Source organism: Methylobacterium sp. ARG-1, assembly GCF_001262595.1.
Classification (GTDB): Bacteria; Pseudomonadota; Alphaproteobacteria; order Rhizobiales; family Beijerinckiaceae; genus Methylobacterium; species Methylobacterium brachiatum.
Genome location: NZ_LHCD01000038.1, coordinates 1 through 26,770, shown reverse-complemented (window position 1 = coordinate 26,770; position 26,770 = coordinate 1). Strand labels below are relative to the sequence as shown.

Here is a 26,770-nt window from a genome sequence, read left to right as displayed (position 1 = left end):
GCCGATCGCGAACGGTCAGGCGGCGCAGAATCACTATAGTCGTCCCGATACGCCGTCGTCTCCCCGTTCGCGGGCGCCCACAGGAAATCATCGCCGCCATGACCGACGCCGCAAAAACAGATCCGGGCCCGTTCGACGATATCCGCAACCTGCTCAAGGCGATGCCGGGCCCCGACCGGGACGCGCAGGAGGCGGTGGCCGCCCGGGACGCGACCCTGACCAAGCCGGCGGGCTCCCTCGGGCGGATGGAGGATCTCGTGTCCTGGCTGGCGGCCTGGCAGGGCAAGGCGCCCCCGAGCCTCGACCGGCCTCTGGTCTGCGTCTTCGCCGGCAGCCACGGGGTGACCCGCAAGGGCGTCTCCGCGTTCCCGGACGCGGTCAACCGGCAGATGCTCGACAATTTCGCCGCCGGCGGGGCGGCGATCAACCAGATCTGCGCGGCCTACGGGCTCGGCTTCAAGGTGTTCGACCTCGCCCTCGACATGCCGACCGGCGACATCACCGAGGGCCCGGCCCTCGACGAGCGCGCCACGGTGGCCACGATGGCGTTCGGCATGGAGGCGGTGGCCGCCGGCACCGATTGCCTCGGCATCGGCGAGATGGGCATCGGCAACACTACGGTGGCGGCCGCGCTCTACGCCGCCCTGTTCGGCGGCGAGCCCGCCCATTGGGTCGGGCGCGGCACCGGCATCGACCAGGACGGCCTCGCCCGGAAGGTGGCGGCCGTGGAGGCGGCGCTCGCGCACCATGCCGGCCATCTCGGCGACCCGCTCCAGATGCTCGCCCGGCTCGGCGGCCGCGAGATCGCCGCCATGGCGGGGGCGATCCTGGCCGCGCGCCTGCAGCGGATCCCGGTGGTGATCGACGGCTACGTCGCCACCGCGGCGGCGGCGCTCCTCCACGCCGCCGACCCAAGCGCGCTCGACCATTGCCTGGCCGGCCACGTCTCGGCGGAGGGCGTCCATGCGGAGGTGCTGGAGCGGCTCGGCCTCGTGCCGCTGCTGGCGCTGGGGATGCGGCTCGGCGAGGGTTCCGGCGCCGGCATGGCGATCGGCCTGCTCAAGGGCGCGCTCGCCTGCCACACCGGCATGGCGACCTTCGCGCAGGCGGGGGTTTCCGGGAAGAGCGCCGGGTAGGCGCGCGAGCCACGATTCGATGCTATATCGGGCGGACCCGATAACGGATCCGTCGATCCCGCGTCCCTCCCACCAGATCACCTCATCCTGAGGTGGCGCAGCGAAGCGGAGCCCTCGAAGGAGGGCTCCAGGACTTCGCGGCGGTCCCTGGAGGGGTCCTTCGAGGCCCGTCGATCTCCGATCGCCGGGCACCTCAGGATGAGGGCGCGGGTGGGATCGCTACGAAAAAAACGATGAACATCACCCAAGCCTTCACCTTCGAGGCGGCCCATCGGCTGCCGAACGTGCCCGCCACGCATCGCTGCCACCGGATGCACGGGCACTCCTACCGGGTCGAGCTGACGGTCTCCGGGCCCGTGGACCCGCATACGGGCTGGGTGATCGACTTCTACGACATCGAATCGATCTTCGGCCCGCTGCTGGCGCGGCTCGACCACCATTGCCTCAACGAGATCGAGGGGCTGGAGAACCCGACCGCCGAGAACATCGCGGCCTGGATCTGGCATCGCCTGCGGCCGGACCTGCCGGGGCTTGCCCGGGTGCGGGTCGCGGAGACGCCGATGTCCTGGGCCGAGTACGATGGCGACTGAAGCTGCGATCATCGGCGACCGCTCGGCGCTGGTGCTGTTCTCCGGCGGCCAGGATTCGGCCACCTGCCTCGCCTGGGCTCTCGACCGGTTCGACCATGTCGAGACCTTAGGGTTCGATTACGGTCAGCGCCACCGGGTCGAGCTCGAGCGCCGGGCGGTCTTGCGCGCCGGCATGGGCCGCATCGACCCGGCCTGGGCGACTCGCCTCGGCGCGGATCATACCGTGGCGCTCGACGCTTTGGGCAAAATCTCCGAGACGGCGCTGACCCGGGATGCCGAGATCGGGTTCGCGGAATCGGGCTTGCCCAACACCTTCGTGCCCGGCCGCAACCTCGTGTTCCTGACCTTCGCGGCGGCGCTCGCCTATCGGCGCGGGATCCGGCACGTGGTCGGCGGCATGTGCGAGACCGACTATTCCGGCTATCCGGATTGCCGGGACGACACGATCAAGGCGCTGCAGGTCGCGCTGAACCTCGGCATGGAGCGCCGGTTCGTGCTGCACACGCCGCTGATGTGGCTCGACAAGGCGCAGACCTGGGGTCTCGCCGAGGATCTGGGCGGGCGCCCGCTGGTCGACCTGATCGTTGAGGACAGCCACACCTGCTACCTCGGGGAGCGCGGGGCGCGCCACGCCTGGGGCTACGGCTGCGGCACCTGCCCGGCCTGCCGGCTGCGGGCGGACGGGTTCGCGCGGTTCAGCGGCCCTGCGGCCTGAGACCGTCCACCAGCACCGCCAGCGTATCCGCGAAGGCTGCCGGACTCGCGAACAGCCGCTCCATCAGCAGCGCCCCCTCCAGGGTGGCGATGACGTAGCGGGCGAGCACCGCGGGTTCAGGTCCGGAGCGCACGCTGCCATCGGCCTGCCCCGCGCGCAGCACCGCCTCCAGCCAGACGAGATGCCCCTCGAAGAACGTCGCGATGGCGCCGCGCAGCCGCTCAGGCAGCGCCTCGCCCTCGATGGCGAGCGCCGCGCACAGGCAGCCGAGCCCCTGCTCGACGCCGCCGAGATAGAGCTGTCCATAGGCGGCGATCCGCCCCGGGCCGTCCAACACCTCCGCGCGGATCGCCGCCAGGGCGGCGTCGTAGCGGTCGGCATAGGCCGCCACCAGGGCTGCGCCGAGATCGACCTTGGTGGGAAAATGGTGGTGGATGCTCGCCTTGCGGATGCCCACCGCCTCGGCGAGGTCGGCGTAGCTGAACCCGGCAAAGCCGCGCCCCCGGACCAGGGTCTCGGCCTGACAGAGCAACTCGGCGCGGGTGTCTCGCATCGCTCGGACATCGTCTCTGCGGCTCGCGCGAACGTGTGACCGTCCGGCGCCCGTTCCCCAACATGCCACTTGACCGCCCAAAGATCTACCTACTTAATGGTAGGCAATTGGAAGCCCTCGCAAATCGCCCGCTGCGCCGTCGTGCCCGGCGGGCAACGCCCGGCCATCGGGCGTTCTGGGAGAGGCTCAAGACAGGGAGGTTCCGGCATGACGGCATCCGCCGTCCATCCAGGCGAATCCGCCGCCGCGGGCCGCACCCTGTCGCGGCGTCACGCCCTGTTCGCCGGCCTCTGCCTGTGCTGCCTGCCGACCCTCGGGCGCGCCGCCGAGAGCTTCACGATGGAGGAGGTCGGCCCCGGCATCTTCATGCGCCAGGGCCTGACCGCCGACGCCACCGCCGACAACGCCGACGCCATCGCCAATATCGGGTTCCTCATCGGCCGGGACGGCGTGCTCGTCACCGAGACCGGCGGCAGCCTCGCGGACGGCCAGTGGCTGCGGGCCGAGATCGCGAAGCGTACCCGCAAGCCGATCACCCATGTGGTGCTGACCCATGTCCACCCGGACCATGTCTTCGGGGCCGGGGCCTTCGTGCAGGACAAGCCGGTCTTCATCGGCCACGCCAAGCTCGCCGAGGCCCTGGGCGCGCGGGGGGAGTTCTACCGCCAGCGCCTTGTCGAGATGCTCGGCGAGGCGCGCACCGGGCCGGTCATCTACCCGACCCTGAGCGTCGCCGACACCGCCGAGATCGATCTCGGCGACCGGCGCCTGACCTTCACGGCGCACGGGCCGGCCCATACCAGCTGCGACCTGTCGATGCGCGATTCCGGCAGCGGCCTGCTGTTCCCCGCCGACCTGCTGTTCGTGAACCGGATCCCGTCGCTGGACGGCAGCCTGCGGGGCTGGCTCAAGGAAATCGAGCGGCTGAAGGCCATGGGCGCGACCCGGGCGGTGCCGGGCCACGGGCCGGTCTCGGTCGATCTCGGCCCGGCGCTCGCCGACCTCACCGGCTACCTGACGGCTTTGCGCGACGGAACCCGCGCGGCGATCGCCAAGGATGTCCCGATCGAGAAGGCCGTGGCCAGCGTCGCGCAGGACCAGCGGGACAAGTGGGCCCTGTTCGACACCTATAACGGCCGCAACGTCACCGTGGCCTACCAGGAACTCGAGTGGGAATAGTCTTTCGAGCCTCCATATTCAGACCAACCGGGAGAAACGCCATGACGCTCAAGACCGCCCACGCGGCAGCGCTCGCCCTGATCCTCGCCACCACCGCCCTGGCGGGCCCCGTCCGGGCCGCCGGCGCCTCCGACACCGAGCAGGAGCGGGCCGCGCGCTGGCAGGAGATCGCCAAGTCGATCTTCGGCGACCGCGCCATCGAGAAGACCGACAGCCTGGTGAAGATCGACGCCCCCGCCCGGGCGCTCGACGCCGCCCTGGTGCCGATCACCCTGACCATGCCGCAGGGTGATCAGATCAAGGCAGTGTCGCTGATCATCGACGACAACCCGGCCCCCTACGCGGCCCGGTTCGAGTTCGGCCCGGCCGCCGACCCGGCGGAGCTGAAGCTGCGGGTGCGGGTCAACAACTACACCGACATGCACGCCGTGGTGGAGACCCAGGACGGCAAGCTCTACGAGGCCAAGCAGTTCGTAAAGGCGTCCGGCGGCTGCTCGGCCCCGATGGGCATGAGCGACGAGGAGGCCATGAAAGGCATGGGCGACATGCGCATGAAGTTCGCCGAGACGAAAGCGGGCAAGCCCGTGGAGGCGACGCTGATGATCCGCCACCCGAACTTTTCCGGGATGCAGATGAACCAGGTCACCCGCGACTACACGCCGGCCCGCTACATCGACAAGCTCACCGTCTCGGCGGGTGACCGCAAGGTCTTCACCATGACGGGCGACATCTCGATCGCGTCGAACCCGGTGATCAACTTTGCGTTCAAGCCGGACGGCAAGCCGCTCCAGGTGGCGGCGAGCGACAATGCCGGGGGCAGCTGGCAGCACAGCTTCACCCCGCCGAGCCCGACGAACTGACCATGGCGCGCCTGACCCCGATCGGGCGGCTCGCGGCGGCTCTGGCCGCTCTCGGCTGCCTCGCCGCCGCCCCGGCAGATTCGCCCGTGAACGTGCCGGAGCCGGAGGGGCTCTATGCCGGCCCGCCCAAGGGCTACACCCCGCAGACGCTCAAAGGCGCCGCGGTGATCGACGCCGACGCGCTCGCCGCGCTGTTGGTGGGGCCGGACAAGCCGGTGCTGATCGACGTCGCGGCTCCCGACCGCAAGCCGTCGAACTTCCCCGAGGGCCGCCTCTGGCTGCCGGTGCATCCCTCGATCCCCGGTTCGGTCTGGCTGCCGCTGGCCGGGGCCGAGCCCATCGCCCCGGAGCGGGAAGCCCTGTTCTACGCCCGGGTCGCGGAACTGACCGGCGGCGATACGGCCAAGCCCGTCGTGGTGTTCTGCCACGTCGAGTGCTGGGGCAGCTGGAACGCGGCCAAGCGCCTGGTGCGCAAGGGCTATACCGGCGTGCGCTGGTTCCCCGACGGCGTTGAGGGCTGGCAGGAGAAGCACGAGACGGCGACCTTACGCGAGGACCCGGCCTGGAAGGCTGCGGCCGAACCCCAGGCGGGGCGCTGACCCGCGGGGCAGGGCGGTGTATGAGGGCCGCATGACGCGGAACGCGCCCCCTCTCCCGTGCGGGAGAGGGTTGGGGTGAGGGGCCAGGGCTCTCCGGAAAGGTCGCATCCCTCACCTTGTCCCTCTCCCGCACGGGAGAGGGGACCCGCGCTCGACCCCAATGAGCCGAAAGAGGTCCGAACCATGTCGCAGGTCGTGCAGTCCCGCCGGCTCCGAGCCATCGACATCGGCAAGCGCAAGGCCGAGGGGCGCAAGATCATCGCGCTCACCGCCTACCACGCCCATACCGCCGGCATCGTCGATCCCTATTGCGACTTCATCCTGGTGGGCGACTCGCTCGGCATGGTGATGCACGGGATGGAATCGACCATCCCGGTCACCCTCGAAATGATGATCCTGCAGGCGCAGGCGGTGATCCGCGGCACCGCCAAGGCGCTGGTGGTGGTGGACATGCCGTTCGGCTCCTACGAGGCCAGCCGGGAGCAGGCCTTCCTCAACGCCTCCCGGGTGCTCAAGGAGACCGGGGCGGGGGCGATCAAGATGGAGGGCGGGGCGCATTTCGCCGAGACGGTGGCCTTCCTGGTCCAGCGCGGCGTGCCGGTGATGGGCCATATCGGCCTGACCCCCCAGGCAGTGAACACGATGGGCGGGTTCAAGGTCCAGGGGCGTGCGCCGGACGACGAGCGCCGCCTGCTGGAGGACGCGCGGGCGATCTCCGAGGCCGGCGCCTTCGCGATCGTGCTGGAGGGTATCGTCGAGCCGGTGGCGCGCGCCATCGCGACGTCGCCACAGGTCACCGCCGCCACGATCGGCATCGGCGCCTCGGCGGTCTGCGACGGGCAGATCCTGGTTCTGGAGGATATGCTCGGCCTCTCCGAGAAAACGCCGAAATTCGTGCGCCAGTTCGGGTCGCTCCGGGCCCATATCGAGGACGCCGTGAAGGCCTATGCCGACGCGGTGCGGGCCGGGCGGTTCCCGGCGGACGATCACACCTACGGGTAGGGACCAGACCCACCCGACGCGCGGTCCCCGGCCTCGGCCGTTTCGGGCAGCAGCGCCATGAGGGCGCGCAGGGCCGGGCTGGCGTCCCCCGACCAGACCAGGCGGGTGCGGTTGCGGCGCAGGTGCGGGGGCAGCTTATGGCGCTCCACCGCCGTGTTCATCACCGCATGGTCGAGCACCTCCGCCGGCACGATGGCCATGCCGGTGCCCGCTGCCACGCAGGCCACGATGGCGTGGTACGAGCTCATTTCCAGGACCCGGTCGTAGGACGCGCCCTCTTCCGCCAGCCACTCGATCAGGCGCTGGCGGTACGAGCAGCCATGCGGGAACGCCACCAGGGTCCGCCGGCCGGTCCCGGGCGCGGTCCGGCCGGTGATCAGCACCAGCTCCTCGTTGAAGGCCGGCACCGACGACAGGCTCGGGCGATCGAACGGCTCGGAGACGAAGGCCGCCTCGATCTCGAACCGCTCAAGCTGCCGGAGCATGGCGCGGGTGGTGCCGGTCTGCAGCTCGATCGTGACGTCGGGGAACTGCGCGTGGAAAGCCGACAGGATCGGCGGCAGCCGCGCGCCCGCCGCGCTCTCCAGCGAGCCCAGGCGCAGGACGCCGCGAACCACGCCGCTGCGCAGCTCCTGCTCAGCCAGATCGGCCATCCGCAGCAGCGCCTCGGCATGGCCCAGGAGGGTGCGCCCGGCCTCGGTGAGGGTCAGGCCGCGGCCCTCGCGGCGGAACAGGGCCACGCCCAGCCGCGCCTCGAACTGCTTGATCCGGGTCGTCACGTTGGACGGGACCCGGTGCAGCGTCGCCGCCGCCCGCGTAACCCCGCCCTCCCGGACCACGCAGCGGAAGATATCGAGGTCGTCGAGATCCATCGTTCTCATCTGGAGAAGCGTACGTCACAAAAATTCATTTTCCAAGAATGGCCGGCGGGTGTTCAAAGGGTGTCGCCATGAGCACGCGCCCGCACGCCCCGACCGATTCGGAACGCCCGCCCTGGCCGGTCGTCGCCAGCGGCCTCGTCGCCCTCGCGGTCGCCATGGGCATCGGCCGGTTCGCGTTCACGCCCTTGATGCCGCTGATGATGCGCGACGGCACCCTCACGGCCGCCGTGGGGGCGGAATGGGCCGCGGCGAACTACGGCGGGTATCTGGTCGGCGCCCTGACGGCCTCGTGGTTCGCCGGCAATCCGCGGTGGGGGCTGCTCCTGAGCCTGGCCGGCGTGGCGCTCGCCACGGTGGCGATGGCGGAGGTCGACCACGACGCGCCGGCCGGACTCGGGGCCGGATTGCGGGCCCTGGCCGGCGTGTTCAGCGCCTGGGCCCTGGTCTGCGCCAGCGGCTGGTGCCTGGCCGAGCTCGCCCGGCGCCGGGTCGGCGCGCTTGGCGCCTGGATCTATACCGGCGTCGGCTCAGGCATCGCGCTCGCCGGCACGCTGGCCTGGCTCGGCGGGATCCAGCCGGCGTCCCGGCTGTGGCTCGAGCTGGGGCTGGTCGCCGGGCTCGGCGCCCTGCTGGTCTGGTCCCTATCCCGGGGGCAGGGCCCGGAAGCGGCCGGGATCGGGGAGCGCGAGGCCGCCGCCGTCGTCCGGCGCCCCCGGAGCGGCCAGGCGGCCCTGGTCCTGTGCTATGGCGTCTTCGGGTTCGGCTACATCGTGCCGGCGACGTTCCTGCCGGCCATGGCCCGCGAGCTGGCCTCCGACCCAAAAGTGTTCGGCCTGACTTGGCCGCTGTTCGGCCTGGCCGCCGCCCTGTCGGTCGCGGCCGTGGCCCGCTGGTCGAAGCGCGTGCCGCGCCAGCGCCTCTGGGCGGCGGCGCAGGGCGTCATGGCGCTCGGCACCGGCCTGCCCCTGGCCGCCCACGGTCTCTGGGCGGTCGCGGCCTCGGCGATCCTGGTGGGCGGCACCTTCATGGTCGCCACCATGGCGGGCCTGCAGCTCGCCCGCGAGGCGCGGCCCGACAACCCGACGCCGCTCCTCGCCCGCATGACCGCCGCCTTCGCGGCCGGGCAGATCGTCGGCCCGGTTCTGGTGCGCCTCCTCGGCCCCGGCCGCCGGGCCGGCTGGGATGCGCTGGACTGCACCGGCGCCGTCGCCACGGTGCTGCTGGTGCTGACGGCCCTGTGGCTGTGGCGCACCGCGCGGCCTTCACCCGAGAGCCTGGTGCCGGCCTGACGCGGGGGCATCCCCGGCTTCGCCCCTACTGCTCCGGCAGCCCCGCGCGCCGGAGCCCGTCATAGATACGCTCGCGCTGGGCGAGGAAGGTTGGGTCCGCGGAGGTGAGGCTTCGGTAGCGGGCGAGGGTGTAGCCGGGCCGAAGCCTGAGGAACTCGGCCAGGGACGCCCGGGCCTCCTCGTCCCGATCGAGCCGCGCGAAGGCGCAGGCAAGATAGAGATGGGGGAAGTCGAAGAGCGGGTTCACGGCCGCCGCCCGGCGCAGCGGCTCGATCGCCTCCTGATCCTGCCCGAGATGGAGCTTCGCCAACCCGTCCCGCGCCAGCCAGGCGCCGAGCAGCGGATCGCGCGGGCTGAGACGGATCGCGGCCGCGATGTCGGCCTCCGTCCGCTCGGCCCGGCCCAGGAAGATCTGGATCAGGCCGCGATAGGCGTAGGCCCGCGCGAAGCTTGGGTTCAGGGTTAGGACCCGGTCGAAGGCGGCGAGCGCCTCCGCGTAGCGGGAGCGGGCCCGCAGGGTCTCGCCGCGTAGGTAATGCGCGAACGGATGCGTGGGGTCGCCCTGCAGCACGGAGGCGATGGCTTGCTCGGCCGTATCGAGATCCGCCGTCCGCTCCGTCGTCCAGCCGTTCAGCACCCCGTCGACCAGAACTTCGGCGAGACCGAGCCGCGCATCGGTGTTCATCGGGTCGAGGCCGAGCGCGCGCTCGAACAGGGGCCGCGCCTGGGCGTGATTGTCCCGCGCGAAGGGCCGATTGAGCAGCGCCTGGCCGCGCATGACCAGATCCACCGCGTCGGCCGGCTGCCCGGCCCGGGCGTGGGTCGCGGCCTCCAGCAGGCGGACGCCGAGCGCCCGGCCGACCTGCGCGACGAGCACATCCTGGGCGGCCCCGACCGCCGCGCGCGGCCCGTCGTAGCGGTCCGCCCAGAGGGAGGCGCCGGTCTCGACATCGGTGAGCTGCACGGCGAAGCGGACCTGCTCGGCGCTCTGCCGCAGGCTTCCCTGCACGACGTAGCGCACGCCGAGTTCGCGCCCGATCGCCCGCGGCTCGGCCTGCCGCCCCCGGTAGGATTGGGCGGTGCCGTGCGCGATGACGAAGGTCCCGGGCGCGCGGGCGAGGTCGGCGGAGAGATCCTCGGCGAGCTGCTCGGCGAGGTAATCCTGGTCCGCGTCGCCGCTCTGGTTCGTGAGCGGTAGGACGACGAGCGACAGCCGGGGGCGCACGGTCGGCTCGCGGAGCTCGGCCGCCCGCTCGGATCCGGCGAGGTACGGCCAGGCGACGGCCAGTCCTGCCGCGCCCGAGGCCAGCACAGCCGCGGCGCCGAGCGTCGGCCGGAGGGCTGCCCGCGCCCGGCGAACCTGGACGGCGCGCGACGTCCGCCCATCCGGCGGGGGCACGGCATAGACCCGCAAGGGCCGCGAGATGTTCTTCAGCCGCTGCGGGCCGAGATCGAGGAACCGGATCTCGGGAAGACCGCGCACCTGGAGATAGGCGGCTTCCGAAAGCCGTAGCGCGCCGGGATCGGCGGCGGCCTGCAGGCGCGCGGCGATGTTGACGCCGTCTCCGAAAATATCCCCGCCATGGACCATGATGTCGCCGAGATGGATCCCGATGCGCAGGCGAAACCGCCCGGCATCGCCCTCGGCCTCGGCGAGCGCCTGCTGGATCGCGACGGCGCAGCAGACGGCGTCCGTCACGGAGGTGAACTCGGCCAGCACGCTGTCCCCGGCCGTGTTCGCGATCCGCCCGCGCCGCGCCAGGATGAGGCGGTCGACGACCTCCCGCATGGCCTGGAGCGCCCGCATGGCGCCGCTCTCGTCGACATGCATGGCCTTGGAATAGCCGGCGATGTCGGCGGCGAAGATCGCGGCCAGCCGGCGTTCCGGAACCGACCATTCCACGGCGCTCGACCGTTTGGCGTTCTGGCTCATTGCGATCCGTTCGCGACTCAACCGCCCGGGATGCTGCTCGCGCCGAAGACTGTATCGAATGCAGCCGCGCAAGTCCTGACCCTGGATGGCCGAGAATCACAGCGCTCAATCGTACTATTCGTCCTCCCGGCAATATTCAATAACAGGATTGCTTGTCGGGGGCGGAGTGCGGCCGCAGCGCCGCGTCGCCCGGCGGGACGGGTCCGCCTTATCCTACGCGCCGCGACGGCAGCCGCAGCCCCGGGGCCGGCCGCTCGAGCAGGACTTCCCGGCGGAAGCGCACCAGCCGCGCAGGCCGGCCGGCGGTGCCGCTGGTGAGGGCTTCGGTCTCCTCCACCAGCCCCTGCTGGGCCACGAGACGCCGGAAGTTCTGCTTGTGCAGCTGGGTGCCCGACAGCGCCTCGACGGTGCGCTGGAGCTGGAGCAGGGTGAAGGCCGGGGGCATCAGCTCGAACACCACCGGGCGATACTTGATCTTGCCGCGCAGGCGGCTGATCGCGGTCGCCAGGACCCGGCGGTGGTCGAAGGCCATGGGCACACCGGTCGGGTCGTTCGGCACCGCCGGCCCGGCATTGCCCCGCGCTTCCGGGATCAGGCCGGCCTCGAACAGCAATTCGTAGCGCTCGAGCACGCGCTCCTCGTTCCAGGTGCCGCCGTTCATCCCGAAGGTGAGGCCCAGACGGTCGTGGCGGCGGGTGCGGATCGCGCAATCCGCGGGCTCGGCCGCCCAGGCCGCGAGCCGCGCCTCGATCGCGTCGAGCTGGGGCGGGCGGCCGTTGCGGAAATCCTCGTACGGGAGGTAGCGGTACCAGTTCTGCCACGCCGCCTCGGCGAGGCCGGCCGGGCGCTCCTCGCGGACCAGGGCGAGATAGGCCACCGAGAGCGCGTGCGCTTCCGGCGCCTCCTCCCCGCCGGAGCGGTCGCGGTCGCCGAAGGTGTAGAGCTGCTCGACATAGCCGAGGCGCTGGTGGGTCTGGCGCTCCACCCAGGCGCGCAGGCCGCGCTCCAGGGTGGCGTGCTCGGGCACGAGCGGCCCGGCCGGCAGGCCATCGCCGCGGCCCGGAGCCTGGTCCGGCACCCGGATGGTCAGGGCACGCGGCTCACCCTTGGTCGCCGCGACGATCACAGCGACGAGGCCCACGGAGGAGCGCTCCGGCAGGGCCTGTGCCCCGCCCGCACCCGTCTGCGCCTCACCGACCGTCATCGTCCCTCGAACGCCTCCGCCGCCGGGCGCGGAATCCCGGATCGGATGAACCCCTATAGGGGCACAGGATCGTGGCGCGTCAACGCGGCGGTGTGATCCGATTTCCGGGTCCGGGACCGGAGTCTCCGCGCGCAGGGCGATCCGGGCCGATGGGCCTGGGGGCGGGGGCCGCCAGGCAGACGCGATTCGGGGGGCGGTCAGTCCGGCGGCGCGCTTGCCAACGCGACCGCGGCTGCCCAAACAGGGCCGCCCGAAAGGTGCCGGCGCGGGGCCGGTCGGGGCGGGGGCGGGTGACCACGATGGCAGCGAGCGCGATCTCCGCGACGGCCGGGAGCCGGCCCGTCGATCTGCGGCTCTACGGTCTCCTCGATGTCGGAATCTGCGGCTCGGACGGCGACCATCTGGCCCGGCTCGCCGCCGATGCGGTGACGGGCGGCGCGACCCTGCTCCAGTACCGCGAGAAGGACATTCCGGATGCTCGCGCGGCGCTCGCGCGGATCCGGGCGATCCAGGCCGCCGTCGGGGGGCGGGTGCCGGTGCTGGTCAACGACCGGGTCGACCTCGCCCTCGCAGCGGGCGCGGACGGCGTCCATCTCGGCCAGAGCGACCTCCACCCGGCCGAGGCGCGCCGCCTGCTGGGGGAGGGGGCGATCATCGGGTTGACCGTGAAGACCGCCGCCCAGGCCGACGAGCTGTACCGGCTCCCGGTCGACTACGCCTGTATCGGCGGCGTATTCGCCACGACCAGCAAGGACAATCCCGACCCGCCGGTCGGCCTCGACGGCTTCGCCCGCATCGCCTTCCGGGCCCGGCTCGCCCGGGGCGCGAGCCTGCCGCTCGGCGCCATCGCGGGGATCGGCCTGCACAACGCCGCCGACGTGATCGGCGCCGGGGCGGACGGCATCGCGGTGATCACCGCCCTGTTCGGGACTGAACCGGTGCGGCAGCGCGCCCGGGAGCTGTGCGCGGCCATCGACGCGGCCCTGGCGGCGCGGGGCGCCGCCCGGTGAGCGGCGCCAGCCCCATCGCGGTCACCATCGCCGGCTCGGATTCCGGCGGCGGCGCCGGCATCCAGGCCGACCTCAAGACCTTCTCGGCGCTCGGCGTCTACGGCGCCAGCGTGATCACCGCGCTGACCGCCCAGAACACACGGGGGGTCCAGGGCATCCACGACGTGCCGGCCGCTTTCGTCACCCAGCAGATCGACAGCGTCTTCTCCGACCTCGCAGTCGACGCCGTGAAGATCGGCATGCTGTCGCAGATCGCGGTGATCGACGCGGTCGCCGACGGGCTGGCGCGGCAGGCCGGGACGGTCCCGGTGGTCCTCGACCCCGTGATGGTCGCGACCAGCGGCGACCGGCTGATCTCGGAGGACGCCGTGGCGGCGCTCCGGGACAGGCTGCTGACGCGCGCCGACCTGATCACCCCCAACCTGCCCGAGGCGGCGGTGCTGCTCGGCGAGGCCTTGGCCGAGGACGAGGCCGGCGCGGCGGCCCAGGCCCGACGGCTGGTGGCTTTGGGCGCCCGCGCCGTGCTGATCAAGGGCGGCCACGGGCACGGCACCATGAGCGTCGACCACCTCGTGACCGCCGACGGTCACGCGCAGACCTTCGCGGCCCCGCGGCTCACCACGCAGAACACCCACGGCACCGGCTGCACCCTCTCGTCGGCGATCGCGGCAGGCCTCGCCCGGGGCCTGGAGCTGCCGGCGGCGGTGACGCTGGCCAAGGATTATCTGACGGCGGCCCTCAACGCCGCGGACCGGCTGGCGATCGGCTCCGGTCATGGCCCGGTCCACCACTTTCACGCGATCTGGCCCTGACTTCAGGGGGGTGGCCGCCTTGCGCCCGAGCGGCGATTGCGTTTGAAGAAGCGCACGATCGTTCGGATAACGGAACGGCCTAGGTGGACCGGTGACGATGCAGGATCAGGCGGAACGGCCCGACAGGGCGCGCGGACGCGACCTGCTGACCGGGGCGCAGGTGCTCTCCGGCCAGCTCGGCAAGACGATCCAGCGCCTGCGCAAGGCCTACAACCTCTCGCTGTCGGAACTCGCCGAGCAATCGGGCGTGGCGAAATCGATCATCAGCCAGATCGAGCGCAACGAGACCAACCCGACGCTGGCGACGATCTGGCGCCTCTCCCAGGCCCTCGACGTGTCGATCGACCGGGTCCTTGCGGCCGGCGACGAGGAGCCGTTCATCGAGAAGACCTCCCGGGCGGATACGCCGATCCTGGTCTCGGAGGACGGCAAGGTCCGGCTGGCGATCATCGGCTGGATCAAGACGATCGAGTGGCTGCAATGGTACGAGGTCACGGCCGACCTCGGCGGCGTCCTCGATTCGGACCCGCACCAGCGCGGCTCGGTCGAATCGCTCTCGGTCGCCGAGGGCGCGTTCGAGGTCGAGATCGGCGGCAGCGTGCAGCGGGCCCGGGCCGGCGAGACCCTGCGCTACCGCTGCGACCGCCCCCACCTCGTGCGCTGCATCGAAGGCCCCGCCCGGGCCACCATGGTGGTGATCATGAAGGCTGCCGTGATGGAGTGAGGCGCTCGGCCTCACCGATCCGGGCCGGGTCGAACGGCGTGGTCCGATAGATCTCGCTGATCCAATTGCCGAACAGCAGATGCGCGTGGCTCCGCCAGGAATTGCGCGGCGGCTTCGACGGATCGTCGTCGGGGAAGTAGTTGGCCGGCACCGCGGCGCCAGCATCGCGGATGTACTCGTCGGCGAGCGTGGCCGTATCGTATTCCAGGTGATTGAACATGTGGAGCGACCGGCGATCCGGATCGCTCAGGAGGCACAGGCCGGTCTCCGAGCTGTCGGCCAGGATGGACAGGCCGCATCCGTCCGGGATGTCCTCCCGGCGCACCTCCGTCCAGCGGGAAACCGGGACGCAAAACTCGTCCGAGAAGCCGCGCAGATAGGGTGAGGCCGGGGCGTGATTCCGGTGGCGGAACACGCCGAACGCCTTGTGCGGGAGCGTCCGCTTCGGGATTCCGTAAAAGTGGTAGACGGCCGCCTGCGCCGCCCAGCAGATCGTCAGACAGCTATGGGCGTTCGAGCGCGTCCAGTCGAACACGCGACACAGTTCGGCCCAGTATCGCACCGCCTCGAAGGGCAGCCGCTCGACCGGGGCTCCCGTGACGATGAACCCGTCGAACCGCTCCTCCCGGACATCGCTCCAGGGCCGATAGAACGCATCCATGTGTTCGGCGGGGGTGTTGCGGGCGACATGGTCGGTCATCCGGACCAGGGTCAGCTCGACCTGGAGCGGGCTCGAACCGAGCAAGCGGGCGACCTGCGTCTCGGTGCTGATCTTGTTGGGCATCAGGTTGAGCAGGCCGATCCGCAGCGGCCGGATGTCCTGACGGACCGCATCGGTCTCGCGCATCACCACGACGCCTTCGGCCTCCAGGGCGCGGGCAGCGGGGAGATCGTCGGGGATCTTGATCGGCACGGTACGTCGTCCCTGTCGTTCGGGGCCGACCTCCGTGGCTTGATCCGCTTGGTTGCCGGCTCGGCCACATCCTCCTTGCGGAGCGCCACCTTGCCCGGATCGGCAGGTTGGCGTCGGGTGTCGGCCCGACTCTTGATGTGCGGTCAGAATTACCGAGACGGCTCAGGCTGTTCAAGGGCCGGCTCGCAGCCGATCGTGGATTCACGGCGCATGCGGGCGGCTCCGATCGTCGCCGTGACGGAGCGATCCCGTTTCGGCGCCTAGCAGGCGACCGCGTCCGACAGCGCGCGGTGGCGATAGTCGCGCGGGCTCAGGCCGTAGCGGTCCTTGAAGCGGCGGGAGAAATGAGCTTGGCTGGCGAAGCCGCAGCCATAGGCCAGGGCACCGAGCGGCATGTGGAGATATCCGGGATCGGCCAGGCGGTTGGCCGCAACACTCAGGCGGCGGTGCCAGATCCAGTCGGAGATGTGCTGTCCGCGCTCGTGGAACAGCTCCTGGAGGCGCCGCAGCGACACGCCGGTCGCGGCCGCGAGGTGGGGCGGATCCAGCGTCTGGTCGTGGAGGTTGGCCTCGATATAGGCCTTGGCGCGCTGGACCACGACGCTGCCGTGAACCGGCCGGGGCACCTCCTGCGCCATGCGCTCGGCCAGGCTGGCGACGACGAGATCAATTCCCACCCCGACCATGCGCTCGGCCGTGTGAGCGGGCAGCCGGTCCCCCTCGCGCAGGAGGTTGGACAGGAACGAGCGGGTCAGGGTCGTGACCGGCAATTCGCCGCCGACGGTCAGGCCGGCGAAGATCCGGGCGGGACCCAGCACGCCCTCCAGCCGCTCGCGCGGGATCGCGATGGCCAGCACCTCGCTGTACCCGTTGTGCTCGATCGTCCAGGGCGTATTCGTGTCCCGGATCGCGAAGTCGCCGGCCGTGTCCGTGCTCGACCGATCGTTCTGGTCCGAGCGCACGGTGCCGGTCAGCACCATGCTCATGAAGAGATGATCGGTCTTGTGATTTTCGTGCCGGAGCGTTCGCGGTGTCGTCGCTGCACGGAGATTGCGCAACGCGAACTTCGTGAAGTCCAGACCGCCAATACTGACACCGTCGATCGTCGCGTCGAACGGCTCCTCGCCCAGGCAGTTCTGTGCCATCGGGACGAGGCGGTCTTCGCAAACATCCCGCCAGCTGCGAAACCGATCTTTCGGTAAAACTCCGTCCGTCGAGAAGATGGTCTGCATCGCGGCTGCGCTATGGCCGCGATTGTTGCAACCTGCAACCATAAAGTTTGCAAAGTACACATGTGCACAATCGGAGGCAGAGCTTTGGCCGGCCTGCCGCGTGCCTCGCGCGTTTCGGCGCGCTCACCTGACGTGCTTCCCTCCAAGCGGCAGGGGCTAGCGATCCGCGGCGCGCTCGTCGCTCAGATTGATCGGCTGCGCAGGCGCGGGCCGACGCCTTACGCCGCCGGCGACCTCAGCCAACGCGCCGGCTTCCGGAGGTGAGGTCCCGTGTCTTCGAGCGGAGCCCTCAGCGCCCGGTATTCACCCACCGCACCACGTCGGCCAGCACGGTGGTCAGCGCCCGGTCGAGGGCGCGGGCGCCGTTGCCGGCATCGATCTTGGCCACCGGCACGCGGGCGGTGAAGATCCGGGCGGCGGTCACCTTGCCGGTGCCGTCGGCCACGAGCTTCAGCGAGAGGTCGACCACCGCTTCCCCGGTCGTCGCCTGGATATCGAAGGCGCGGATCTCGCTGATCAGCTGATAATCGGCCACGACCTTGTCGCCGGGCCGGCTGACCGAGCGGAGCCGGCCGGAATTCTCCAGGCTCTGGAGGAGGCGGGTCTGGATCAGCCGCGGCAGCCGGTCGGCCCATTGGCCGCCGCCCAGGAAGGCGAGGGCGCCGCCCGATTCACGCACGATGATCCGGTCGGCCTCGAAGGGCTGGATGCCCACCGGCTCCGAGACCGCGATGGAGCGGCCGGCCGCGACCGGTCGCCCGGCCGAGGGCAAAGCCGCGAGGTCGAAGGTCAGCGGTGCCGCGCCGCCACCGCAGCCGCCCAGCAGGGCAGCGAGCAAGGCGGCGGCGAGGAGGTGGGACGAGCGGGCCATACGCACAACCTGAGAAACCCCGCCGGCGAGCGGCAGAGCTGTATAAGCTATGCCGCAGAAACTATCCCTGGCCTGTATCCGTGCCGTGCGCCGGAACACATCGACCCGGCAGCGGACGATTTCAGCGACCGCCGTTGTATTCGGGCAACGACGGCTTGCCCCCGAAGATCACCTGGCTCGGGTCGCGCTCCAGGCTGCGCACGGTCCGGTTCAGGGTGTTGAGGGTGCGCTGGCCGTCCCCGGACAGGGCCTCCACCTCCCGGCGGCCGGTGCCGCTGAGCCGGCCGAAATTGGTCGACATGCTGGCGGTGCGCTTGTCGAGATTCTCCGACATGGTGCGGAACGCCTTGCCGGCGTCGCGCACCGAGACCGCGGCGGCCCGGATCTCCGCGAAGGTGCTGGAGCCCTCCTGGCCGGCGGCGGAGCCGAGGAAGCTCTGGGCACCGTTGAGCACCCCGTCGATCTTGTCGGCCGAGGCGTTGAGCTTGGCCGCCAGGGAGCGGGCATCGTGCACCGCCCCCTCGATGTCGGGGCTCGACTTGGACAGGGCCGCCGAGAAGCGGTCGGCGTTGTCGATTACGTGGCCGAGCTTCACCCCGTCCACCGCCTTGACCAGGGTCGCGATGTTCGGGCCGGCATCGGCCAGCGTCTTCGAGAACGCCTCGACATTGGTGAGCGCGCGGTTGATCGCGCCCTCGTTGCCGGCCACGATCCGGTCCAGGCGGGCGAGCATGTCGTCGGCCCGCTGCGCCACCTGGCGGGCGAGCGCCATCATGTCCTGCATGTCGGAGGAATCGGCGAAGATCGTCGGCGGCTCGCCATTGGCCATCGGCGTGAGCACCGGGGCGTCGGCGTTGCCGCCCGACAGGGAGATCACCGAGACGCCGGTCAGCATCGCCGAATCGAGGCGGGCCCGGGTATCGGCCCGGAGCGGCGTCGAGGGATCGACCTTGATCTGGGCGAGCACCCGGCGGGGATCCTGCGGGGCGAGGCGGATATCGGTGACCTCGCCGACCTTGATGCCGTTGAAGTTCACGCTCGAGCCGCGGGAGAGGCCTCCGACCGAGCCGGAGAACACGATGCGGACGGTCTGGCTGACCTGCCGCGACGAGCCGCCGGAGAGCCACAGCACGGTACCGAAGCCGGCCAGGATGACGGCGAGGGTGAAGGCCCCGATGAGGGCGTAGTTCGCGCGGGTTTCCATGCGGTCAGCCTGCGGTTCCGCTCGGCGAACAGGATCGGGCCGAGCTGCGGGTCCACGGTCCCGGACGGGACCGGGACGGGATCAGGGGGAAGGGACGGTCAGGCATGCGCCGGCACGCCGGTGGTGAGGGCGCGGGCGCGCTTGCCGTGGAAATACGAGCGCAACCAGGGATGGTCGCTCGCCAGCATCTCCTCGATCGTCCCGGCGGCGATGATCTGGCCGTCGCCGAGCGCCGCGATGCGGTCGCAGGCGGTGTAGAGGCTGTCGAGGTCGTGGGTGACCATGAACACGGTCAGGCCCAGCGTCTCCTTCAGGGTGGAGACGAGGTCGTCGAACTCGCCCGCGCCGATCGGGTCGAGCCCCGAGGTCGGCTCGTCCAGGAACAGGATCTCGGGATCGAGCGCGAGGGAGCGGGCGAGGGCCGCGCGCTTGATCATGCCGCCGGACAGCTCCGAGGGCAGCTTGTCGGCGGCGTCCGGCTTGAGGCCGACCATCTCGATCTTGAGCCGGGCGAACTCGTCGAGCAGGCGCTCGGACAGGTTCAGGTGCTCGCGCATGGGCACCTGGATGTTCTGCTTGACGGTGAGCGCCGAGAACAGGGCGCCCTGCTGGAACAGCACGCCCCAGCGCTGCTCCATGCGGCGACGCTCGGCATAGGTCATGCCGTCGACGTCGCGGCCGAACACCTCGATCGTGCCCGCGCGCTTGGGCGTGAGGCCGAGAATCGTCCGGGTGAGCACCGACTTGCCCTGGCCCGAGGGCCCGACGAACCCCATGATCTCGCCGGCCCGGATGTCGAGGTTCAGACCTTTCAGGATGTTGCGGTCCCGGAAGCCGACCACGAGGTCGCGCACCCGGATGATGGGCGCGGGGCCGGCGGCGGTCTCGGGCATGGCGGGGGCGATCATCTGGACGGGCTCAGAAATCGATCGCGGCGAAGAACACCGCGAACAATCCATCGAGGACGATGACCATGAAGATGGACTTCACGACTGAGGCGGTGACGTGGCGGCCCAGCGATTCGGCCGAGCCCTCCACGGCGAAGCCCTCGATCGTGGCGAGGATCCCGATGATCAGCGCCATGAACGGCGCCTTGATCAGCCCGACCATGACGTGGCGCACGCCCACCGCCGCCTGGAGCCGGACCAGGAACTGATCGAGCGTCAGGCCGCCATACAGCATGGCGGTGAGGCCGCCGCCGGTGAGCGCCGCCAGGTCGCCGATCAGGGTCAGCATCGGCAGGCCGACCATCAGGGCCAGCACCCGCGGCACGATCAGGATCTCGACGGGATCGAGGCCCATGACCCGCAGGGCGTCGACCTCCTCGCGCATGCGCATCGAGCCGATCTCGGCGGTGATCGCCGAGCCGGACCGGCCCGCCACCATGATCGAGGTGAGCAGCACGCCCATCTCGCGCAGGATCAGCAGGCCGATCAGGTTGACCACGAAGGTCTGCGCGCCGAAGCGCTGGAGCTGGAAGATGCCCTGCTGGGCGACGATGCCGCCGACCAGGAACGAGATCAGCACGATGATCGGCGTGCCGTTGAACGCCACCTGCTGGATCTGGTTGACGAGCGCCGTGCCCCGGAACGTGCCCGGCCGCAGGGCCACGCGCCCGCAGGCGGCGATCACCTCGCCCAGGAAGGCGAGGGCGGTGACGAATTCGCGCCCGCCGCGCACGGTCTCGCGGCCGATCGTGTCGAGGGCGCCAAGGATCAGGCCGGGCCGGGCCGGCGGCGCGGAATCGGGCTCGCGCAGGCGCACCTCGCCCAGCAAGGTGCGGTGCTCGGGCCGCATGCCGACATAGGTCAGCCGGCCCCCCGCTTGCTCGATCTCGGCGCGGGTCCGCTCGAGCACCCAGGCGCCCAGCGTGTCCAGGCGCTCGATCCCGGAGAGATCGGCCGCCACGGGACCGGCCCGCCCGGCCGCCAGCAGACGCGCCGCATTCGCCTCGACGGTCGGCGCCTGGTCGGCGGTCCAGCGCCCGTCGAGCGCCAACCGACCGTCGGCCGGCCGGTCCCGCAGCGACGCGCCGGGAACCATGCCCTCGCTCAGCAAGACCTTCACTCCTCGATTGAGGCACCACCCTGCCGTGGGGTTATGTCGACATTACGGTTGACGATCCGTGTCCAACGTCAGCCGATCGGCGCGGCCGGAGGCGAGCGCCAGGGCCAGGCCGCCGGCGGCGAGCGGCGCCATCAGCAGGAAGGCGAGGGGGCCCCCGGCCCGGTAGGCCAGGCCGCTCGCCAGGGTCGCCACCACGGAGATGCCGGCATTGACGGCACTGAGCGTGCCCTGCGCCCGCCCGCGCGCGCCCTCCGGGGCGAAGGCCGACACCGCCGCCATCGCGCCGAGCTGCGTCGCCCCGAAGGTCAGGCCGTGCAGGCCCTGGAGCGGCACCAGCGCGGCCAGGTGGTCGCCGACGAGGTACATGCCGATCGCCCGCAGGATCGCTGCGCCGGCGCCGAGGGTCAGGAGCCGCACGGGGCTGCGCCAGGACGCGGGCAGGGCGGTGATTCCGGCAAACAGCGCGATCTCGGACAGCACCCCGGTGGCCCAGAGCGAGCCGACCCAGACCGGCCCGATGCCCTGGCTCGTCCAGTAGATGCTGCCGAACCCGTAGATCGCCCCGTGACTCGCCTGGATCGCCGCCGCGGCGCCGATGCAGAGCCAGAGCTTGAGCGGCAGGCGCGGCCGGTCGGCGCCGGTCGGCACCTGCGGCAGGGCCACGACCGAGCGGCTGCGCCAGGCCACGAGGCCCGCCGCCAGGGCGAGGCCGGTGAGCAGCAGCGGCACCGCGAGCTGGCCGCCCAGCGCCGAGAGCAGGAATCCCCCCGCCAGGTTGGCCAGCAGGAACGCGATGGAGCCGGCCATCCGGATCCGGGCGTAGACCAAGCGGGCGTCCCGGCGCACCGCCGCGAGCGTCAGGTAATCGATGCAGGGGACCAGCGGCGCGCCAGCCACCGCGTTGAGCAGGATCAGCAGCGCGAGCAGGGGCCAGCCGATCCCGGCGGCCCCCGGCATCAGCGCGTAGGTCAGGCTGAGGGCGAGGCTGCCGAGCAGGATCAGCCGCCGCGGGCCCAGCCCCCGGTCGAGCAGGCTCATCAGCGGCGCCGTCGCGACGATCCGGGTCGCGATCGGCAGCGCCAGGAGCACGCCGATCACCCCGGCATCGAGGCCGAGGCCGTCGAGCCAGATCGGCATGAACGGCATCGCGATGCCGATCTCGGTGAAGACAACGGCGTAGAGCAGCGACAGGCGCGCCGGGCCGGACGGGCGATGCAAGGATGGAAGTTCCCGGATGGGAGACGGAGGATGCTCTCGGACCTGTGCGCCGTAAGCGCCCGTTAAACCCTCCCTGTCAATTTGCCGGCCTCCGGGTCGCGCCCTGTGCCGGCCGTCGCCGCGCCGGCCTTTCGGGTTCGGAGGGATCCCATGTCCGGTTCAGCCCCTGCAGGCGCCGTCGCCGAGTACGAGGCGATCGAGGCGACCATGTGCCTCAGCGAGCGCGGGCGCTGGTTCCTGGCCGAATATGCCCGCCGCAACCGGGCCGCCGAAACCGAGATGCTGCTCGGGGCCATGCGCCGGCTCGAACACGCGGTGGCCGCCGACCGGGATCAGCAGACCGTCGGACAGCTGCACGGCAACCTCGTCGAGATGGCCGCGGCGATCAGCCAGACCAAGGCCGAGATCGCCGCGATCAGTGCGCGCGACAACGAGCCGACCCGCCTGACGCAGGCCTCGCTGGCGCTGGACGCGATCGTGCGCGAGACCGAGCAGGCGACCTCCGACATCCTCGGTTCGGCCGAGGCGATCCAAGAGGCGGCCTGGACCCTGCGCGAGCGCAGCGCCGACGCCACGACCTGCGACGCCCTCGATCGGCACGCGACCGCGATCTACACCGCCTGCTCGTTCCAGGACCTCACCGCCCAGCGCACCGCCCGGATCGTCTACACCCTGCGCTATCTCGAGGACCGGCTGGCCTCGATGATCGCGATCTGGGGCAGCGCCGCCGAACCGATCCCGCCGATGCCGGGCGATCCGGCCGCGGGCGCCGGCCCGCAGGTCCAGCCCTCCGACCTCTGCCAGAGCGACATCGACCGCTACATCGCCATGGAAGTTCCGGCCGTCACGGCCGCCGCCCTCGTCGCCCAGCCCGGAAGCCCGCCGCTCCACGAGGATATCGTGTTTGTGCCGGTCTCGGACGGGGAGGTGTCCGAGACGGCCGACCCGGACGTGCTCGACGACGCTGATGCCGAGGACGGATCTGCGGATGCCGCGTCGGCGGAGGATTGGGCCGACCTCGTGGCGGCCTCCCCCGAGCCCGCCGCCGAACCGGATGGGCCGATCCTGAGCTTCGCCGCGATCGACGCGCTGCCGCCGGAGCAGCGGCTCGCCCTGTTCGCCTGACGGCGCGGAGCGGCCCTGCTATCAGGGCTCCCCGCCCGCCGAGGGTCGTGAGACGAAAAACCCCGTGGCCCTGAACCTGATCAAGCTCTGCGTCGGACCCGCCTCCATCGCCGACCTCGAAGCCCGTCAGGAACGGTACCGGGACGAGGCTTTGCGCGACGGCCGGCCGGCCGACCCGTTCCACGTCACCCGCACCCTACCCAAGCGCCATCGCGAGATCGCCGGAAAGGGCTCGATCTACTGGGTGATCCGCGGGACCCTGTCCTGCCGGCAGGCGATCACCGCGATCGAGAAGCTGACCGGCGAGGATGGCATCCCGCGCTGCCGGCTGGTCTTCGACCCGCGCTTGATCCCAGTGACGCCCCGGCCCTGCCGTCCGTTCCAGGGCTGGCGCTATCTCACGGGGCGCGACGCGCCGGCCGATCTCGGAGCCGGACAATCGGGTGACCTCGCCGAGATGCCCGAGGCGCTGCGCCGCGAGCTGGTCGGCCTCGGCCTCCTGTAAGAGCTTGAACACTCGTTCGATTGTCATCGCCCGGTCAGGCTGTCGCTGCCCCGGTCTCGCCGGCGCGGGGCCCTCTGAGGTCCCGCGCCGCCTAGCGGCCTACGCCCCGTCGAACCGCCCGCTGGCATGGGCCAGCATCGTGTAGACCTTGCCGGTCTCAGAGGTGAGGTAGGCGTCGGTCCGCTTGGCGTCGCTGTCGTTCTTGACGACGTCGCCGAGCAGCCGCTCGAACTCACCCACGTAGCGGTCGACGCTGCGGCGGAACTCCGCATCGGTCCGGTAGCGGCGCTGGATCTCCGCGAAGGTGGTCCGGCCCTGCGGGGTGTAGATGCGGGGGTCGAACAGGTTCGGCTCGCCGCGGCGGTAGCGCTCCCACAGGTCGACCACGGTCCGGTGCTCGATCATCCGGGCGATGTCGGTCGAGATCGTATCGAGGGCGATCCGCCCGGTCTCGGCAGGGGCCTGGGACGGCGCCTGGGCAGGCGCCTGGGACGGGCGGCCCGACGGGGCCGGGGCGGCGGCACTGGTGGCCGCCGGCTCGGCATCGTCGTCCTCGTCCAGGGAGGCGCGGGTCAGCAGGTCGGACAGCCAGCCGCGCTTGGCACCGCCGGCCGTCATGGCGACGGGACGGGTGGTCGCGGAGGGCCGCGGCGCCTCGATCCGGGCCGGACCGGTCGCGGCCCGGGCCGGCGCCGCCGGCAGGGACGGGGCCGGGGCAGCCTGAGGCGGCGGCGCGGACGGAGCCGGGGCGTTGCTGGCCTGCGGTGCTGCGGCGGCGCGGGACCCGCCCTCCGCGACCCGCCGCTGGGCCTGCGGCTGGGCGACATCCACCGACCGCGTGGTGCGGGACACCAGGGCCGACAGCTCGTTGAGCGCCTTGATCTGGTCCGCCACCACGCGGCGCATCTCGCCGGTGGCATCCTGCGTCTCACGCGGCAGGTCGAGGACGCCCCGGGCGAGTTCGGCGCGGGTCGCGTCGAGCTCGCCGCGGATCGAGCCCGCCATATCCCGCAGGGACGAGACGGAGGCGCCGAACTTGGTCTGCGCCTCGTCGAGGCCGCTGCGCATCTCCCGCGCCGCCTCCTCGATCGCCCGGCGCACGCCCTGGGCCGCCTTCTCGCTCTCGGTCCCGGCGCTGTCCTTCAGGCCCTCGAAGGCGCTGGTGACCGAAGCCCCCGCACCCTCCGCCGAGCGCGTGAGCGACTCGCCGACGGCGCGGGCGCGCTCCTCGGCGGTCCGCAGCGTCCGCTCGATAGTCTCGGACAGGGCGTTGCCCTGCTGCTCCAGGGCGCTGGCGCGCGCCTCGAAGCCGGCCAGCGCCTCCGCGAGCGCCGCCTCGCGCCCCGACAAGGTCGCCCCCAGCCGCTGCTCGATCTCGGCGAGCGACGAGGCCGCCCGGTCCAGTGCCGACACGTGCACGGAGGTCTGCTCGCCGAGCGCGCGGCCGCGGCCGTCGAGGGTCTCGGCGAGGCCCGACGCCTCACGCAGCGCCGTGTTGGCGACCTCGCGCAGGGCCTCGACCTGGGCCGCGACGCCGGCGGTGGCGCGGCCGGTCTCGGAGGCGATCCGCTGCAGCGCCGACTGGACCTGCTCGACCCGGCCGGCCAGGCCCTGCTCGATCGCGCCAAGGTTGGTGCCGGCCCCGGAGACCAGCTCGCTGAGCGCCGCGTTGGCGCCCTCGATCCGCTGGAGGACGGCGCCCAGCTCCCGGCCGAGCCGGTCGTTGGTCTCGAACAGCTCGGTGAGGGCGCGGCCGGCACCGTCGTCGATGGCCGCGCGCAGCAGCTCGGCTGAGGCCCGCGACTGCGCGGCCAGTTCCTCGGTCTGCAGCCGCAGGGTCTCGGCGAGCGGCACGCCGGTCTCGATCAGCACCCGCTCGATCGAATCGGCCCGGTCGGCCAGGGCCCGCGACAGGTCGAGCATCGGCCCGTCGATGGCGGAGCGCAGGCGCTCGACATGCCCTTCCAGGCTGTCGCCGACCGCACGGCCGCTGCCGTCGACGCTGGCGATCAGCGCCCCGCCCTTCTCCTCGATGGCGCGGACCAGCGCCTCGGCGCTCTCCGCGAGGCGGCGCGACAGGGCCTCGCCGCGGGCATCGACCAGCGCGCCCAGGGCGGTGGCCCGGCGCTCGAAGCCGGCCCCCAATGCCTCGGTGCGGGCATCGATCAGGCCCGCCAAAGCGGCCTCGCGCCGGCTGAGCGTCTCGGCCAGGGCGGCGTTGTGCGCGTCGACCTGCTCCGCATGCGCCCGCGCCCGCTCGTCGAGCGCGGCGACAAGGCTGGCGGTGCGCTCGTCCATGAGACCCGCGAAGGCCTCGTGGCGGTCGTCGAAGGCGTTGGCCAGCGTCTCGGCGCGCTGGGCGACCAGCGTCGCGAACAACCGCATGCGGCTGTCGATGCGCTGGGTGAAGGCGTCGGCGCGGGCATCGACCCCGCGGGCGAGCGCCTCGCTCTGGGCCTCCACCGACTGCACCAGGGCGGCGGTGCGCCCTTCCACGACGCCGTCCAGGTCGCGGATCCGGGCGTCGAAGGCCTCGACCAGCGAGCCCGTGCGGCCCTGGGCGGCCTCGAGCAGCGACTGGCTGCGCTCGTTGACGAGCGCCTCGATCGCCGAGCGCGCCTCGTCGAAGGTTGCGCGCAGGGTCTCGATCCGGGCGTCCAGGAGGGCGGCCACGCCCGTGGGCGCCGCGTCGAGGAGGTTGCGCAGATCCTGCGTGCGCGCCTGGACCGCCATGGCGATCTCCCGGCCCCGGTTCTCCACGGAGATCTCGAGGCTGGATTGCGCCCGCTCGAATAGAGTCTGGAGCTGGCCGCTGCGCGTCTCGAACGCCTCGGCGAACTGGCTCTCGCGCGCTTCGAGGAGGCCGGCGATGGCCGGGCTCGCCTGCTCGATCGCGCTCCGCAGGGCCTGGGTCCGATGCTCGATCGTGCCAGCGATCTCGCGGCTGCGGCCGTCGACCAGGCGGTCGATCTCGGCTTGCGCCCGGGCGAACAGAGCTTCGAGCTGGCCGCTGCGGGCCTCGAACGCCTCGGCGAATTGGTGCTCGCGGGCCTCCATCATTCCGGCGATGGCCGGGCTCGCCTGCTCGATCACGCTCTGCAGGGCCTGGGTCCGGTGCTCGATCGTCCCGGCGATCTCGCGGCTGCGG

At 71.7% G+C, this 26,770-nt stretch carries 24 protein-coding genes, 1 pseudogene and 1 riboswitch; of the genes and pseudogenes, 13 read left to right on the top strand and 12 right to left on the bottom strand.

Annotated features, from left to right (window positions below; translation table 11 throughout):
* The first annotated feature begins 98 nt into the window (after positions 1-98).
* The 3 genes from cobT (at position 99) to queC (ending at position 2,441) form a co-directional block, all read left to right on the top strand.
* On the top strand, positions 99-1,136 hold the full coding sequence (gene cobT / locus AKJ13_RS25305) for a nicotinate-nucleotide--dimethylbenzimidazole phosphoribosyltransferase (protein ID WP_050735800.1): 1,038 nt from the start codon (positions 99-101) through the stop codon (positions 1,134-1,136).
* A 233-nt stretch (positions 1,137-1,369) separates the two neighbouring features.
* Positions 1,370-1,726 carry a 6-carboxytetrahydropterin synthase QueD gene (gene queD, locus AKJ13_RS25300; RefSeq protein ID WP_007560611.1) on the top strand — a complete coding sequence of 119 codons (357 nt, stop codon included), beginning with the start codon at positions 1,370-1,372 and terminating at the stop codon, positions 1,724-1,726.
* Positions 1,716-2,441 carry a 7-cyano-7-deazaguanine synthase QueC gene (gene queC / locus AKJ13_RS25295; protein ID WP_050735799.1) on the top strand — a complete coding sequence of 242 codons (726 nt, stop codon included), beginning with the start codon at positions 1,716-1,718 and terminating at the stop codon, positions 2,439-2,441. The genes queD and queC overlap by 11 nt, the downstream gene beginning before the upstream one ends.
* On the opposite strand, the gene AKJ13_RS25290 is transcribed toward queC, so the two are convergent.
* Positions 2,422-2,994: a TetR/AcrR family transcriptional regulator gene (locus AKJ13_RS25290; protein WP_050735798.1), complete on the bottom strand. Its 573-nt coding sequence runs from the start codon at positions 2,992-2,994 to the stop codon at positions 2,422-2,424. The two genes, queC and AKJ13_RS25290, sit on opposite strands and share 20 nt — an antisense overlap.
* 207 nt (positions 2,995-3,201) lie before the next feature.
* Between AKJ13_RS25290 and AKJ13_RS25285 the strand changes: the two genes are divergently transcribed.
* From AKJ13_RS25285 to panB, 4 genes are all read left to right on the top strand, one after another.
* Positions 3,202-4,173: a quinoprotein relay system zinc metallohydrolase 2 gene (locus AKJ13_RS25285; protein ID WP_050735797.1), complete on the top strand. Its 972-nt coding sequence runs from the start codon at positions 3,202-3,204 to the stop codon at positions 4,171-4,173.
* Positions 4,174-4,214: 41 nt separating this feature from the next.
* Positions 4,215-5,033, top strand: coding sequence for a quinoprotein dehydrogenase-associated SoxYZ-like carrier (locus AKJ13_RS25280; protein ID WP_050735796.1), 819 nt, complete (start codon positions 4,215-4,217; stop codon positions 5,031-5,033).
* Positions 5,034-5,035: 2 nt separating this feature from the next.
* On the top strand, positions 5,036-5,632 hold the full coding sequence (locus AKJ13_RS25275; RefSeq protein ID WP_050735795.1) for a rhodanese-like domain-containing protein: 597 nt from the start codon (positions 5,036-5,038) through the stop codon (positions 5,630-5,632).
* 183 nt (positions 5,633-5,815) lie between these two features.
* Positions 5,816-6,634: a 3-methyl-2-oxobutanoate hydroxymethyltransferase gene (gene panB / locus AKJ13_RS25270; protein ID WP_050735794.1), complete on the top strand. Its 819-nt coding sequence runs from the start codon at positions 5,816-5,818 to the stop codon at positions 6,632-6,634.
* Here the strand turns inward: panB and AKJ13_RS25265 are convergent.
* Complete coding sequence (locus AKJ13_RS25265; RefSeq protein ID WP_200905702.1) at positions 6,625-7,506, bottom strand: LysR family transcriptional regulator; 882 nt, start codon at positions 7,504-7,506, stop codon at positions 6,625-6,627. The genes panB and AKJ13_RS25265 overlap by 10 nt on opposite strands.
* Before the next feature lie 77 nt (positions 7,507-7,583).
* On the opposite strand from AKJ13_RS25265, the gene AKJ13_RS25260 reads away from it, so the two are divergent.
* Positions 7,584-8,804, top strand: coding sequence for a YbfB/YjiJ family MFS transporter (locus AKJ13_RS25260; RefSeq protein ID WP_050735792.1), 1,221 nt, complete (start codon positions 7,584-7,586; stop codon positions 8,802-8,804).
* Positions 8,805-8,829: 25 nt separating this feature from the next.
* On the opposite strand, the gene AKJ13_RS25255 is transcribed toward AKJ13_RS25260, so the two are convergent.
* Both AKJ13_RS25255 and AKJ13_RS25250 read right to left on the bottom strand, forming a co-directional pair.
* A complete protein-coding gene (locus AKJ13_RS25255; protein WP_050735791.1) occupies positions 8,830-10,737 on the bottom strand; it encodes a tetratricopeptide repeat protein in 1,908 nt (635 codons plus the stop codon).
* A 208-nt stretch (positions 10,738-10,945) separates the two neighbouring features.
* The gene (locus tag AKJ13_RS25250) at positions 10,946-11,941 is read right to left on the bottom strand and encodes a hypothetical protein (RefSeq protein WP_007560599.1); all 996 of its coding nucleotides are present in this window, start codon (positions 11,939-11,941) and stop codon (positions 10,946-10,948) included.
* Positions 11,942-12,240: 299 nt separating this feature from the next.
* On the opposite strand from AKJ13_RS25250, the gene thiE reads away from it, so the two are divergent.
* From thiE to AKJ13_RS25235, 3 genes are all read left to right on the top strand, one after another.
* A complete protein-coding gene (gene thiE, locus AKJ13_RS25245) occupies positions 12,241-12,951 on the top strand; it encodes a thiamine phosphate synthase (protein WP_050735827.1) in 711 nt (236 codons plus the stop codon).
* Positions 12,948-13,763: a bifunctional hydroxymethylpyrimidine kinase/phosphomethylpyrimidine kinase gene (thiD, locus tag AKJ13_RS25240; protein WP_050735826.1), complete on the top strand. Its 816-nt coding sequence runs from the start codon at positions 12,948-12,950 to the stop codon at positions 13,761-13,763. Before thiE ends, thiD begins: the two co-directional genes overlap by 4 nt.
* Before the next feature lie 97 nt (positions 13,764-13,860).
* A complete protein-coding gene (locus AKJ13_RS25235; RefSeq protein WP_050735790.1) occupies positions 13,861-14,487 on the top strand; it encodes an XRE family transcriptional regulator in 627 nt (208 codons plus the stop codon).
* Here AKJ13_RS25235 and metA read toward each other — a convergent pair.
* The 7 genes from metA to AKJ13_RS25200 form a co-directional block, all read right to left on the bottom strand.
* Complete coding sequence (gene metA / locus AKJ13_RS25230) at positions 14,462-15,400, bottom strand: homoserine O-succinyltransferase (protein WP_050735789.1); 939 nt, start codon at positions 15,398-15,400, stop codon at positions 14,462-14,464. The genes AKJ13_RS25235 and metA overlap by 26 nt on opposite strands.
* A gap of 38 nt (positions 15,401-15,438) precedes the next feature.
* Positions 15,439-15,544: riboswitch (SAM-I-IV-variant riboswitch) on the bottom strand.
* Positions 15,545-15,660: 116 nt separating this feature from the next.
* Complete coding sequence (locus tag AKJ13_RS25225; protein ID WP_050735788.1) at positions 15,661-16,632, bottom strand: helix-turn-helix domain-containing protein; 972 nt, start codon at positions 16,630-16,632, stop codon at positions 15,661-15,663.
* Between the two features lie 289 nt (positions 16,633-16,921).
* On the bottom strand, positions 16,922-17,503 hold the full coding sequence (locus AKJ13_RS25220; RefSeq protein WP_050735787.1) for an ABC-type transport auxiliary lipoprotein family protein: 582 nt from the start codon (positions 17,501-17,503) through the stop codon (positions 16,922-16,924).
* A gap of 121 nt (positions 17,504-17,624) precedes the next feature.
* Positions 17,625-18,707: an MlaD family protein gene (locus AKJ13_RS25215; protein ID WP_050735786.1), complete on the bottom strand. Its 1,083-nt coding sequence runs from the start codon at positions 18,705-18,707 to the stop codon at positions 17,625-17,627.
* Between the two features lie 98 nt (positions 18,708-18,805).
* Positions 18,806-19,615, bottom strand: coding sequence for an ABC transporter ATP-binding protein (locus AKJ13_RS25210; protein ID WP_200905701.1), 810 nt, complete (start codon positions 19,613-19,615; stop codon positions 18,806-18,808).
* A gap of 10 nt (positions 19,616-19,625) precedes the next feature.
* Entirely contained in the window at positions 19,626-20,750 is a 1,125-nt protein-coding gene (locus tag AKJ13_RS25205; protein WP_050735825.1) for an MlaE family lipid ABC transporter permease subunit, read from the bottom strand.
* Positions 20,751-20,816: 66 nt separating this feature from the next.
* Positions 20,817-21,992, bottom strand: coding sequence for an MFS transporter (locus AKJ13_RS25200; RefSeq protein ID WP_050735785.1), 1,176 nt, complete (start codon positions 21,990-21,992; stop codon positions 20,817-20,819).
* 150 nt (positions 21,993-22,142) lie between these two features.
* Here AKJ13_RS25200 and AKJ13_RS25195 point away from each other — a divergent pair, with 150 nt between their 5' ends.
* Positions 22,143-23,117 carry a hypothetical protein gene (locus AKJ13_RS25195; RefSeq protein WP_050735784.1) on the top strand — a complete coding sequence of 325 codons (975 nt, stop codon included), beginning with the start codon at positions 22,143-22,145 and terminating at the stop codon, positions 23,115-23,117.
* Between the two features lie 64 nt (positions 23,118-23,181).
* Positions 23,182-23,622: a DUF1489 domain-containing protein gene (locus tag AKJ13_RS25190; RefSeq protein WP_007560584.1), complete on the top strand. Its 441-nt coding sequence runs from the start codon at positions 23,182-23,184 to the stop codon at positions 23,620-23,622.
* A 99-nt stretch (positions 23,623-23,721) separates the two neighbouring features.
* Here the strand turns inward: AKJ13_RS25190 and AKJ13_RS25185 are convergent.
* Positions 23,722-26,770: pseudogene (locus AKJ13_RS25185) on the bottom strand (hypothetical protein); the annotation flags it as partial.